The organism is Vibrio sp. 2130-1 (assembly GCF_033339515.1).
Genome location: NZ_JAWOUT010000006.1, coordinates 175386 through 187824 on the forward strand (window position 1 = coordinate 175386; position 12439 = coordinate 187824).

12 protein-coding genes are annotated in these 12439 nt (G+C 42.5%); 1 reads left to right on the plus strand and 11 read right to left on the minus strand.

All coding sequences use genetic code 11. From position 1 onward, the window contains the following. Positions 1-2 precede the first annotated feature (2 nt). The 11 genes from R7Q09_RS11105 to R7Q09_RS11155 all read right to left on the minus strand — a co-directional run bounded on the left by R7Q09_RS11105 (position 3) and on the right by R7Q09_RS11155 (position 11496). A complete protein-coding gene (locus R7Q09_RS11105) occupies positions 3-638 on the minus strand; it encodes an HAD family hydrolase (protein ID WP_054701124.1) in 636 nt (211 codons plus the stop codon). Beyond that, positions 622-2232, minus strand: coding sequence for an aldolase catalytic domain-containing protein (locus R7Q09_RS11110; RefSeq protein ID WP_017634974.1), 1611 nt, complete (start codon positions 2230-2232; stop codon positions 622-624). The genes R7Q09_RS11105 and R7Q09_RS11110 overlap by 17 nt, the downstream gene beginning before the upstream one ends. A gap of 103 nt (positions 2233-2335) precedes the next feature. Then, the gene (waaA, locus tag R7Q09_RS11115) at positions 2336-3610 is read right to left on the minus strand and encodes a lipid IV(A) 3-deoxy-D-manno-octulosonic acid transferase (RefSeq protein ID WP_318070455.1); all 1275 of its coding nucleotides are present in this window, start codon (positions 3608-3610) and stop codon (positions 2336-2338) included. Continuing rightward, complete coding sequence (gene waaF, locus R7Q09_RS11120) at positions 3604-4659, minus strand: lipopolysaccharide heptosyltransferase II (protein ID WP_262645657.1); 1056 nt, start codon at positions 4657-4659, stop codon at positions 3604-3606. Before waaF ends, waaA begins: the two co-directional genes overlap by 7 nt. Beyond that, positions 4656-5378: a glycosyltransferase family 25 protein gene (locus tag R7Q09_RS11125; RefSeq protein ID WP_318070456.1), complete on the minus strand. Its 723-nt coding sequence runs from the start codon at positions 5376-5378 to the stop codon at positions 4656-4658. The genes waaF and R7Q09_RS11125 overlap by 4 nt, the downstream gene beginning before the upstream one ends. Next, on the minus strand, positions 5375-6361 hold the full coding sequence (gene lpxM, locus R7Q09_RS11130; RefSeq protein ID WP_262645658.1) for a lauroyl-Kdo(2)-lipid IV(A) myristoyltransferase: 987 nt from the start codon (positions 6359-6361) through the stop codon (positions 5375-5377). The genes R7Q09_RS11125 and lpxM overlap by 4 nt, the downstream gene beginning before the upstream one ends. 127 nt (positions 6362-6488) lie before the next feature. Continuing rightward, positions 6489-7430 (minus strand): ADP-glyceromanno-heptose 6-epimerase, encoded by a 942-nt coding sequence (gene rfaD, locus R7Q09_RS11135; protein ID WP_017634969.1) that lies wholly within the window; start codon positions 7428-7430, stop codon positions 6489-6491. Positions 7431-7578: 148 nt separating this feature from the next. After that, positions 7579-9774: a YjbH domain-containing protein gene (locus tag R7Q09_RS11140; RefSeq protein ID WP_262645659.1), complete on the minus strand. Its 2196-nt coding sequence runs from the start codon at positions 9772-9774 to the stop codon at positions 7579-7581. Next, positions 9771-10529 (minus strand): capsule biosynthesis GfcC family protein, encoded by a 759-nt coding sequence (locus R7Q09_RS11145; protein WP_104974574.1) that lies wholly within the window; start codon positions 10527-10529, stop codon positions 9771-9773. Before R7Q09_RS11145 ends, R7Q09_RS11140 begins: the two co-directional genes overlap by 4 nt. Then, positions 10526-11206: a YjbF family lipoprotein gene (locus tag R7Q09_RS11150; protein WP_104974573.1), complete on the minus strand. Its 681-nt coding sequence runs from the start codon at positions 11204-11206 to the stop codon at positions 10526-10528. The genes R7Q09_RS11145 and R7Q09_RS11150 overlap by 4 nt, the downstream gene beginning before the upstream one ends. Before the next feature lie 68 nt (positions 11207-11274). After that, positions 11275-11496, minus strand: a complete 222-nt coding sequence (locus R7Q09_RS11155; RefSeq protein ID WP_005535462.1) for a hypothetical protein — start codon at positions 11494-11496, stop codon at positions 11275-11277. A gap of 404 nt (positions 11497-11900) precedes the next feature. Here R7Q09_RS11155 and R7Q09_RS11160 point away from each other — a divergent pair, with 404 nt between their 5' ends. After that, entirely contained in the window at positions 11901-12419 is a 519-nt protein-coding gene (locus R7Q09_RS11160) for an outer membrane beta-barrel protein (protein WP_017820722.1), read from the plus strand. Positions 12420-12439: the final 20 nt, after the last annotated feature.

Sequence of the window (12439 nt, forward strand, 5' to 3'; positions counted from 1 at the left end):
GCTTACCAACTCCTTAGAATATTGAAACCTTCACTTTTTGATAAGCTTTCAAGCTCTTCTTTTACATTTGAAAAAGGAAGATAGCCAAGAAAATCAATATTATTCTCTTTGGCTGCGTGAAAGTCTGATAATGCGTCACCGATCATTAGAGCCGCGCCTGAAGACTCCTTTAGGATGGTTGCAACGTTATCTGCTTTCGCGGTAGGTGATCCTAGAATTAACGTAAAATATTGCGCCAGCTCTCTTTTAACAAATACTTCTCGTAATTCGTCTTGAGCAGATCCACTCGCTACATAGAGTTTGGCTGGGCAATCTGTAATTGCTGCAATAAAATTAGGCGTCAGTTGAGCTTCCATGTATAGCTCTTCACACTGCTTTGAGTAGCAGTTTAGTATACGTTCGTACAATGCTTCATCTGCATTTGTGATGAAATGTTCAACAAAGTAACTCACATGATGAAAACGCGATTTGCCAAAATTAGCTTTAAAATAAGTGCAACACTTATCTATTTCGAGCTCTGATACTTGGGCCATGCGTAAAGCATTACGCATGGCATCAATTTTGAGGTTATTTGAGTCTAGGATCACGCCATCGCAGTCAAAAATAACAGTATCATAGCCATTAAATAGCGGGTGCATAAATAGACCCTGCTTTTACTGGATAAGTGGTTGGGGTTAACGCTTGAATTGATGTACTTCCAAACTGCTGACTAACCATGCTAAAGATCTCATTCATTTCCATTTGGCGTCGGTCAGTCACATCATAACCATCAAAACCAACGAGAGATATCTTCTGCGCTTGACCTATAAAAGCGATACATAACGCATATGCAGCGGTATTATCATACGGTAGTGTACAGTAGTTTTTATGGGCGGTGAGAGTATCCTTCTCTATGGTGCTACTGTAATCAATCATAGAAATATTACTAAATTTACTTAGCTCGTCTTCGTCAAAGCGGTTCTTTGGCAAAAATACGGGTTTGGCTACCTCTGAGTAATGGCTGCTTTCTGACAAGTATTTAGAGTTATGAGATACAGCAAAGTAATCGAAAAGCTCAGTGTTAATCTCATGCTTTGTATTGATGCCAATTACGATAGGCTTTCGAGTCTTAATGTATGTCTCGATCGCGACTCTATGTGTTGCAGCATTAGGCGTATTAGTGACCAGTAAAATTTCTTTTCCTGAAAAGATCCCTGATAGGTCTGATTGGCTTTCAGTTGGTTGGCTTATTTTCCCTACAGTAAGCGCTTCTTCTAAGACATCACCATTATAGCTTGTCGTACCTTCTAGCTTTTTTAAATGCTCGATAGCACCAACAATTTCTTCTGTTCCGTAATTAGGATTAGAAAGCATATTCTGAATATAAGTTGGGTGAATATCGTTTTTGGCTCCCAAGTAATATAGAAGGCTTGAGCCCCAACCGTATCTTCTTTGCATTGGCTCAAAATGGCGAATAACTAGTTCATATATTGCTGTTGGCAAGTATTTATCTAGTCCATCAAGTTCGGCGAGCAGGTTTTCGGTCTGGGCGTTCCCAGCGCCTCGTCCCATTCCGGTAACGGTCACATCCAACCATGTAACACCATTCGAACGAGCTGTCATCGTATTAGACATTGCTTGACCCATGTTGTTATGGGTGTGGATGCCAATGTCGCCATCCCAGTTTTGCTTTACAATTTCGGCAATGCGAGTGACTTCTGCACTATCCATATTACCGAGAGAGTCAGCAAAATAGATGACGTCAGGGTTTGCTTTTGCTACCGCCTGTACTTTTTCCGCTATAACCACGGATGGTTTTCCGCCCGCTTGCATCAGATTTAAGCCAACGATATACCCCATTTCTTTGAAAGCTTTAATCATGCTTTCACACTGCTCTGCTTCATTGAAATGTGCCGCGATACGAACGAGATCCACTTTACTTTCTTGTGCTGGTACAAAAAGATCATTGATGGCAGCGACAACAGGTTTACCCGCATCTAGCAAAGTTTTTGCGTCAACCATTACGCCGTATGTCGGACCTTTCGGTAGGTGTAGCGTGTTTAGAAACTCTTCAGTCGTATAAGCAAATGGACCACTGTAAACAGACTTAGGATAGTTACGAAGCCCTAACTCAACATAATCAATTTTAGCTTTTGCAACTGCTGTGAGGTAAGCGTCAACGACTTCTGGTGAAAAGTCCCAGTGGTTATAGTAGCCACCATCGCGAAGAGTACAGTCTAAAATTTTTTGCATAATGGATATTCTTTTTAAGTTAAACAGGTAAAGTGCTTAGTACAGTAAAACATACAAGCTTAATAGTAAAAGTGAGGTATTTATCAAACTAATTATTAAGTTATTACTTATCACTTTGGGGGAGTAAGCTCATTGTTCGGTTTAGAGCGCCTTGATTGGATGAGGCCCATTTATTAGCATGCAAAGCTCGGAGTAAATATTTATCTTGTTGAGAAATGATCTCTGTAGTCCTTAGGGCAAGGGTCGTTGAGTCTGGCACAATTAAGATACCATCCACAGCTAGTAAGTTTTCAACAATCTCCTTAAAGTTGAAATAGCTGGGGCCAGTAATGATGACTTTTTCTAACATGGCAGGCTCTAGCACATTGTGCCCACCAACCTTATCTCCAATTAGGCTTCCACCCATAAAGCAGATGTCCGCTGCGCCCATCAACGTTAGCATCTCACCCATTGTATCGCCGAGATATACTTGAGTATTCGTCTCTACTGCATGCGTTGAAGTACGACGCACAGTTTTAAATCCTTGCTGTTGGCAAAGCGTGAATACATCATCAAATCGTTCCGGATGGCGAGGAACCAAAATAAGTAATGTATTTGGATGAGATTTTAAAACTTGTCTATGTGCATCTAATACCTGTTCGTCCTCGCCTTTGTGGGTGCTAGCTGCAATCCAAATTGGACGATCCTTTCCAAGTTGGGCTCGAAGCTGCTGTCCTTGCTGTTTCACTTGCTCTGATATTTGAATATCGAACTTAATCGAGCCAGTAACGGATAGTTTCTTTTTCTCAACGCCTAAGCGTTCGAAGCGCTCTGCATCTGAATCCGTTTGGCAGAGTACTTGAGTTAGGCATGGATGAAGCTGGTTAAAAAGCCGCTGTATTTTGGCGTAGTTCTGACACGATTTTTCAGATAGGCGAGCATTCACGACTGTTATAGGGATACCCGCTTTGTAAACATGGTGAAGCGTGTTTGGCCACAGCTCAGTCTCAATGATCAACATTTGTTTTGGTTGTACTGATTTAAGAAAACCTTTGATAGCAAAACCAAAGTCAATTGGCATATAGCGGTGTTCAATTAAATCACCCAACTTAGCAATCTGTTCAGCTCCGGTACTTGTTGTTGTAGTAACTAGAATAGATTGTTCGGGGTTTTGTTCCTTAAGGGATTTAATTAAAGGTGTTGCTGCTATGCTTTCACCAACAGATACGGCATGTATCCAAATAGGTTTGTCGTTGCTTTTTAGCTTGGGAGTTATGCCAAAGTGCTCTTTCCAGCGAGAGCCAAACTGAGGCTTATTTGGTTTGCTCTTGTACAAACCAAATAAAAGCAGCGGTGACGCTAGGGCGAGTAGTAAGGTATAAACAATACGAACTAACATGAGCTTATCGTAATGGCGTCAAGTTTTTGGATACTATCTAGCACTTGCTTAGGCGAAAGTTCTGTCAAACACTTAAGGTGTTTGTATTGACATTCACGCTGGAAACAAGGGCGACAATCAATATCGGTATGAACAATCTCCACTTTTTCTGCGAGTGGGGGGGTGTACTTCGGTGAAGTTGAGCCATACACTGCAACAACATTACAACCAACCGCAGCTGCCACATGCATTAAGCCTGAGTCATTCGCGACAACAGTCTTACATGCAGCAAGTAGGTCGACCGCTTCAATTAAGCTGGTTTGGCCTGCCAGAACATGAATGTGCTCATGGAATTGCGTCGGAACAAGTGCGCGAATATTGTTACAAGTCTCTAAGTCCTTTTGAGAACCAAACAACCAGATTTGATGCCCAGAACGAGCCATTTGCGTCGCAACTTCAGCGTAGTGTGTTTCGGGCCATTTTTTGGCAGGACCAAACTCTGCTCCTGGGCACAGTCCAATAATTGGTTGGTCTTGCGTTAAGTTGAACTTTTTGAGCGTGGCTTGTTGCTCTGCTTCGTTGATTGCAAGGCGTGGGCGAGGTAAAGTTTCAAGCCCGCCAAGAGAGTTAGAATCCACCATTTCTGCTTTTGGATAAGCTAACGCTACATAGCGCTCTACCATGTACTGAAAAGACTTCATGTTAGGGCGTAAGTCATTCAATAAACCATAGCGCATTTCTCCTTTCCAGCCAGTACGAAGAGGAATGTTGGCAAACCATGGGATCAGTGCTGATTTCGCTGATTTAGGCAAGATATAGGCGTGGTCATATTGCTTTTCACGTAATGATTTACCAATTTCCCTGCGGCCTAATAAGTTAAACTCACCATGACCGATAGGCATTTCAATCGCTTGGTGGATTTCTGGCATACGATCAAGAATCGGTTTACACCATCCTGGAGCGATAACGTCAATTTGGCTATCTGGATGGCGTTGCTTTAATACGATATATAACGATTGCGACATTACCATATCGCCGACCCATGCAGGGCCAATGACTAAAATCTTCATGCTTTGTTTTTCCAGTATAGGAATTTCAAAATTGACTCATAAGTTCTAAAAAGTTCAGCGTATATTTTATTCGCAAGAGTCATTTTGGATTTATCTTTTCTTTTACCACCAATCGTCGAAGCAATCTCTGCTCTAGTAAAGAGATCTGGAGACACGCTGTAGACTTGAACACCATGTCTCCATGGTTTTTCCATGTAGTCATCGACTGGTTCAATAAACTCTTGAGCATGCATAACAAACTTTGAGGCTGCTTTAGGTGTAACGATATAAGCGGTGGTACCACAAGTGCCTGCTGAGTATCCCCCTAGCATATGATTATCATCAATCGGTACGATTGGGGTGAATACACGCTTCTGAGTGGCAGACAACTTGATGTAGTCATAATTAGAAGTCAATGGAAGGGTATGTTCGAGTACTTGCTTCAGCCCTTCTACGGGGTCGACGTTGTCTTCTAAGATGACGATCGGTTCATCAAGCTCAACACAGCGAACCCACAACTCGTGATGGCTTGCAAAACAGGCGACTTCACTGGTTTTTAATTGATACCCTTTGCGGCGTAGAGTAATGGTAGGACGACTTTTTTCTGAATGAAGAAAACGGTCAACAGAGCCATCTACTGCATCAAAAAATTCAAACGTAATGCCTTGTTGTTTTAACTTTTCTTCAATACGTTCTCGGCGATCTAGCGATCGAGCCAAGCTTACGACAAATACTTTCACTGCACTTTCCAGTCGCTGTTATATCTTGGTTTAAACAAATTGTAATAGTTATTGCCGTCTTCTTGAGAGTGCAGCAACTGTAGTACCCACATATATTGTTCGGGTTTATCACCGACAAAATATTCAATGGCTTCATTACAGGTACGAGCGTCTTGCTCTTCGCCTTTATCCAGCTCAAACGCTGGTAAAATCTCAATATCAAACGTACCATCTTCAGTGTTCATCGACGCAAATAGAGGCAGTACTTTTGAGCGTGATAGTTTCGCAATTTTGCCTAAACCAGGTAGCGTTGCTTTACGTGTTGCAAAAAAATCCACAAACACACTATGCTCTGGGCCGTGATCTTGATCGGGTAGGTAATACCCTACATAGCCATCTCGAATGGATTTCAGGAAATGCTTAATGCCACCTGAGCGTTCATAAACACGGCCACCGTATTGGACTCTTTGCTTGTGCATTAGCCAGTCAGCAACATCATTCTTTTGTTTCTTCGCCATTGCAGAAACTGGCATTCCCATTGACGCGAGCAAGATAGCAGGCACATCAATTGCCCAAGAGTGGGGAACCATTAAAATCACATTTTCGTTGTTATCAATGTGCTGTCGTAAAATGTCTAGGCCGCGAATTTGGCAACGGTTCTGAAGCCATTTTGGTGAGCGTAAACTTAGTAACCCGAAGCGAAAAAAGAACATGGCTGCTGTGTAGAGTGTTTTTTCTATCAAAGCTTCACGTTCTTGGAACGACTTTTCCGGAAAACACAGCTCAAAGTTAACCCTCGCTCGGTGAGCTGGCCCCTTGTGGGATTTCGACAGTTTTTTGGCTATGGTTTTCGCCAACCACTTTTGTAAACCCAGTGGCATTAATGATAAAGGTAAAAATAAGATAACACCTAACCACGTGCCCCAGTACTTAGGCGACAGAAAGTGGCGCTTAAACTCAGGGTTATATGCTTTAGGGTCGAAGTCATCACGTTTTATGGTCATGGCGTGTCTAGTTACCTATTCGTGTACGGGCGAAGTGGTTTAAATGAGAAAAAAGATAGTTAGGAATGATACAGGCTATTGCATTTGAGTAAAGGTGGCAGGTTATGGTTCTACCACCTTGTGGTGCTTAACTGTTTTGGATAGTCAAGTATTCGGCAACGCCTTCTGCAACTGTCTTGAATTCAACATCACAGCCTGCGGTGCGCAGTTTGGTCAGATCCGCTTGTGTGAATTCTTGGTAAGCGCCTTTTAGGTGCTCAGGGAATGGGATGGTTTCAATTTGGCCTTTGCCATGATGCTTGATAACTGCTTTTGCTACCTCTTCAAAAGATTCAGCACGGCCAGTACCACAGTTAAAAATGCCTGATACGCCGTTTTCTAAGAACCACAGGTTTACTTTACAGACATCACCAACGTAAACGAAGTCGCGTTTGAATGATTCGCTGCCCGCGAACAATTTAGGATTTTCACCTGCGTTAAGTTGGTTGTTTAGGTGGAACGCAACTGATGCCATGCTACCTTTGTGGTCTTCACGTGGGCCATATACGTTGAAGTAGCGGAAGCCGGTGATTTGAGAAAGGGTCTCACCATGTTCTTCAGCGTCTTGCCATAGGCGACGAACGTAGTTATCAAACTGCTGTTTCGAGTAACCGTATACATTCAGTGCACCTTCGTATTCGCGTTCTTCAACGAAAGTATCTGTATCGCCGTAAGTGGCTGCTGAAGAAGCGTATAGGAATGGAATCTCGCGATCTAAACAGTAATGAAGCAGCTCTTTAGAGTACTCGTAGTTGTTTAGCATCATGTACTTACCATCCCACTCAGTCGTTGCAGAGCAAGCACCTTCGTGGAAAATTGCCTCAATCGGACCAAAATCATCGCCCGCCATAATTTGGGTCAGAAAGTCGTCACGATCCATGTAATCTGTGATGTCCAGATCAACTAAGTTCTTAAACTTTTTGCCATTTTTTAGGTTGTCGACAACCAGGATATCGTTAATACCAGCTTCGTTTAGTGCTTTAACAATGTTGCTGCCGATCATGCCAGCGCCACCAGTTACGATGATCATAGAACTTCCACCATAGATTAAAATTTTCTCAGGAATTCTAGCAAGAAACGAAAAGTAGCGCTATTGGAAGCAGGAAGATAGGTTTGAGTCTTCTATGACTCAGTATCTAGATATGAAAAAGGGAGCCGCAGCTCCCTTGATTACTTTATTATTCCACATCCGAACGGTTAGGCCTTTGATACCAAGGATTTCGCTCGTCGGTCAACTCAATCAAGCTGTATTTACGTCCGAGTTTCTGTCCTCCGTCACGAGTAAGAGGCTGCCAACTAAAGTTCGCACGATTGTTGCTTGGCTTAACGGTCATGATGTCAAATGGAATCGACAAGTAGAAACCTTTGGTAAAGCTACCTTCACCAAATTCATCCGCAGACAAGTCTGTAAATGACGCAAAGGCACCAGCAATTACGCCACTCTTGAACTGCTTAGAAACATTGATTTGTGTACCAACATCACCAGCTAGGAACTGACCAACATCGACTTGGATCATCAAATCTTGTAGGAATTCCCATTGAGGGTAGTAGTAACCAGATACAAAACCAGTGAAGCCTTTATCAATAACTTGGAACGGACGTCCATATTCTGGCACGTTTTGCCATTTCTCATCGTAAACACCGAAGTAACTTTGTGGATCACGTTGAGAAATTACGTTGACGTCAGCGCCAATCGCCCAGTTAGCTCCTTGTGGACGGTAAAGAAACTCGGTACCGACTCCAGCAAACATACTCTCCAGATAACCCGCGTAGAATTGTTGATCCATGGTATCGGAATACTCTTGGAACAAAGTCAACTGTAGGTTTGACATGGTCACAGCGTGTTCATTTTGGTAAGCACGGAACATGGTGCGAACCCGAGGAACGGTAGTACCATCGGGTGGAGTGACATAATTAAACTTATCGTAGTTGTTATACCAATCCCAGTATAACGAACCGCCAATTTCAAGGTTGTCCGTCAGCCAGTATGAGGCATTCCCGCTTAGCCCTACACTAAAGAGATAGAAATCTTCAGCGTTACCTAGAGTTTGAACAAGCTTCGGTGCAAAGCCCCAATCAAAACGCTTAAAACCATCATAGACAGATTCTCCATTTGGCTTATTGCTAGCCTTTGCGGTTGCATCTTCTATTTTGGGGTTGATGTAATTAACTTGGGCAAAGTCGCGGTACTTTTCTTTGGAAATAATCGTTTGTTCGCCGACTAAGCCTCGGCTACGTTCATTGATCGCATAGGTATCAATACTTTTAGGCATTTCATTATGAAGTACAGCCGCCGCTTTTTCATGTGCCTCTGTACGGTCACGATATTTCTTCTGTTCACCAACGACAGTTACGGTGTTGTCATCAACATAAATGCGCGTGTTTTGGTAACCTGCAATTTTGTCTATATCTTCTGTTACACGTTCCCAGTCAACATCAGACAGTTCTTCTGGCTGATTGCTTTCTACTTCTGGCGTAGGTGTGTCTCGCCAAAAAGATGGCATGTCATTGAAATTAGTGTTTAGTGTTAAGCCTGCGACCAAAGTGTCGCCGCGTTCATAGCTTAAACGAAAATCAGCCATTCCTAGACGATAGAGCACACCAAAGTTCCACGGTGTATGCGGTCTCATGTCTACACCAATTTTTCTGACTGGGTATTCATCGCTGTAGTCATTACTGTCATATTCTAACTTGAACCTCAATGGCTTATGTAGTGTTTGATACTCAACACCACCAAATAGGGAACTTGGACCCTTGAACCATCGATGGTAATTAGATGTACCACCTGTTTCGTTAAAGCCATACTCTCTGTCACAATAGCTATCAGAAATACTACAAAAAGGGTTACTAATGTTATCTCGCATTCCTAATGAACCCCACCCAATACCAAGCGTAAGATCAAGAGTACCTAAACTTTTACTCGAATATCTTTTTGTTGCAGCTAGGTATTCTGCGTCAAAAAAACCATTGCCAGCGAAGTCTCGTATGCCAAGCGATATTTCTGGAAGATATTCACTCTCTTGTAATATTCTTAGCTTGAGATCGATACCTTTATCTGTATATTTATTGTCTCCAGAGAAGGAGGGGTCTTCACTAAATAAAACGTCGTTGACGGTAGTGTAACGCAAGGTTGTTTCAAGCCAAGGCATTAGCTGCAAAGAAACGTTGTAAAAAGTGTATTCATCAGCATAGTTTATTGAAAAGTTGAACTCCCCTTCAGGGGCCATACGTCCGGTTGGCATCTGCATTAAGCCAACACCACCAAAGTCAGACTGAGAAGGCTGTAACGTGGGAGCCTCAAAGGGCATGTCTTGAGCCCAAACCAATGCTGGGCCCATTAAATAAAGGGTTAAGCTTTTTCTAATTGGCATCATTGTGGTCTCTTTGTGGAATTTGGTATCAGTTGAGTGAGTAGGCGGACAATATCTTGGTCCATTTCGGAGTGTTCAAGATCACCAAACGGGACATATACCAATGTCAGAGGTGGTAAGTAATATTGTGTTGTTAACCAAGCTCCGTGATGCGGTTTAACTACATGACCATCTGGGTATATCAATACCGGCCGCGTTGATAACGTACCAATGTTACTTTTCAAATTCTCTATTTGTCTCTGCAAAGGGATACCTGCCTGGTCCTTAACGGTATACACGCTATTTAGGTTTCCCAAGTAATACACTTTTTCTTCGCGTAGAGGGCTTGCTAGAAGGGCATTGCCATACAAAAGCGGATTCTCGAATTTGTTTAGTCGGATTTTATCAACATCGATTGCAGACAGTAAACGTGGTGCAAAGCTTTGCTTCTGAATAAACTTGTAGAATGGATGTGCAATCAAATTGTGCTGAATCATTTGATTGAGTACCGAGTTCTTTAAAGCGGTAGAGGTTTTGTCGGCACGATCCGATTTATCAAACAAAGTCGTACCAAGAGAGTATTGTAGTGAGGCGTCTTGCTCCGTAGCGAGTGCTAACACACTTTCTAAACGAGCAGGTCCTTGGAATTGTAGCTGTTTGCCTACCTCCAGCAACTCAACATTTAATGGCTGTGTAGTTGAGGCTTCTGTTTGAGCGAAGCTATGTGAGCTAAAAAGTGGCATGACCAAACAGAATAATGTGATTAGTCGCTTGCTCATGATTTGCTATACCCCTTTAAAATGGTCAACTCAACCGGGATCATATTAGGTCCTAAATATTGTAAGGTTTTAACAACCTGACCCTGTTCATTGACCCAATAGTAGTTTTCGACCGATTGAGAAAGGCTGCTAAACTCAACAACTTCTTTATATACGTCGGTCATGGCGTTAGAAATAGGTGTTATTAACGTTTCTTGGCCTGAGTAAGAGCGCGTTACATTTACAGGAAAACCATAACGGTATTGTGTTGCCCAGTCGTATGAGAGTGCAAAGTTGACAGAGGCTGAATCAGAAGAAAAATCTGGCACATCACCATAAATACCCGCTAAGTCCCCATTCTGTAGACCTATTGTTTTGACTATATGCCCATTCTCCGTAACGATCATAGCTTTGTCAGCACTTACCCATTTCAGTTGTATTTTTCCATTGAGAGGGTTTTGTTCTGCAAAAGCTAAAACAACAAAGACCTGTTTTTGATTCCCAAGTTTCAAGTAGGCGCTAGCATATGGAACAGCATTTATTTCTTCTGGTGTCATCTCTACATCGATGTAGTTACTGTAGGCTTCTTGAACGGTTGCTGAAACATCATTGAACTTCTGTGTGCAGCCGAAGAGTAAACCTAGTAGCGGAAGAGCGAGGAGTGGTTGTATCCATTTGGACGTTCTGAAGATGTTCATTATTCCCTCTTACAAATAAAATCGCCCTGAATCATTCAGGGCGATTATCTTCTATCTACAAAACGAAACTAGTTAGTAGAAGTAGAAGTAGAAGTAGATGTTGAAGTAGATGTTGAATCGCTATCTGACGCTGCAACTGCTACAACAGTTACTGCTGCTGCTGCACCTACTGCTACAGCTGTTGTGCCTGTTGCAGATGCAGAAGCTGCGCCTGCTGAACCTGCTTCTTCTGCTGCAAATGCAGTTGATGCGCTTAGAGCCATAAGAATAGCTAGAGCTGTATTCTTCATTATTAATCCTTGTATATCCGGTATAAAAACATCGATGTTTGGTAGCATAAAAAATGCTCCAAATTATATTCTAGATAAAAAAGCCTTAGCATGTAAATAGTTTCTTATTTTGCTATGGCTTACGATCTCATTTCTAACACCAGCGTGACATTGTGCGGTTATCTTGCTCCCTTGCTTGCTGATAAACTATCAAGAGTGCATAATTTGTCGGTCTATTTCCTCCAGAACTAGAGGTTTGGAGGAAATAGGTCGTTTTTACTTACACCATATAGAAAGCGATACAGTGGCTTACGCTCAACGCCTCAGGGCGGTAGCGTGCCAACTCTTCAGTATTTAATGGCCTGCATAGCACGCTTAACTTTGCTTTGGCAGCCCATATTATTACCAGTACTAGGGACTTTTACGTGATAAGAAAGCAGCATTGTTTGGGAATACTTGGTGCACTGGGCTTGAGCCTGAGTTCTTTTTCAGCGTCAGCCGATTTTTATGCTGGTGCGTTAGTGAGCTACTCAAATGCAGAATTGAAAAGCTCGTCTTCTGAGTCCGTAAAAGAGGGGAGTCCTTTCCTTCTTAGTGCGCAAGCAGGGTACTTCTTTAATGACTACATTGGTCTCGAAGGACGTTATGGGACATCAGTTCAACGTGACAGTGGTCTTGCCGTTGATAGCGCTTTGAGCGGCTTTGTTAAGTTGAATATGCCGGTTTCAGAGCGAGTTGCACTTTATGGTTTAGCTGGGTATTCAAGCGTTCAGCTTGATCTACAAAATGTAGGTTCTCACAAAGAACAAGGATTTAGTTTTGGGTTAGGTATGCACTACGCTTTAAATAACCAAAGCGCGGTGATATTTGAGTTCGTTGATAACGTCTCTGAAGACCAAGTTCGCCTTAACTCGATTACATTGGGTTTTCAGCACCGTTTCTAATTTAAATACCTAGAGCTCAA

Coding starts and splice junctions, on each gene's coding strand:
- waaA (WP_318070455.1), bottom strand. CDS start 3,610: ATGTTAGTTCGTATTGTTTATACCTTACTACTCGCCCTAGCGTCACCG.
- lpxM (WP_262645658.1), bottom strand. CDS start 6,361: ATGACCATAAAACGTGATGACTTCGACCCTAAAGCATATAACCCTGAG.
- R7Q09_RS11145 (WP_104974574.1), bottom strand. CDS start 10,529: ATGAGCAAGCGACTAATCACATTATTCTGTTTGGTCATGCCACTTTTT.
- R7Q09_RS11140 (WP_262645659.1), bottom strand. CDS start 9,774: ATGATGCCAATTAGAAAAAGCTTAACCCTTTATTTAATGGGCCCAGCA.
- waaF (WP_262645657.1), bottom strand. CDS start 4,659: ATGAAGATTTTAGTCATTGGCCCTGCATGGGTCGGCGATATGGTAATG.
- R7Q09_RS11110 (WP_017634974.1), bottom strand. CDS start 2,232: ATGCAAAAAATTTTAGACTGTACTCTTCGCGATGGTGGCTACTATAAC.
- R7Q09_RS11150 (WP_104974573.1), bottom strand. CDS start 11,206: ATGAACATCTTCAGAACGTCCAAATGGATACAACCACTCCTCGCTCTT.
- rfaD (WP_017634969.1), bottom strand. CDS start 7,430: ATGATCATCGTAACTGGTGGCGCTGGCATGATCGGCAGCAACATTGTT.
- R7Q09_RS11105 (WP_054701124.1), bottom strand. CDS start 638: ATGCACCCGCTATTTAATGGCTATGATACTGTTATTTTTGACTGCGAT.
- R7Q09_RS11155 (WP_005535462.1), bottom strand. CDS start 11,496: ATGAAGAATACAGCTCTAGCTATTCTTATGGCTCTAAGCGCATCAACT.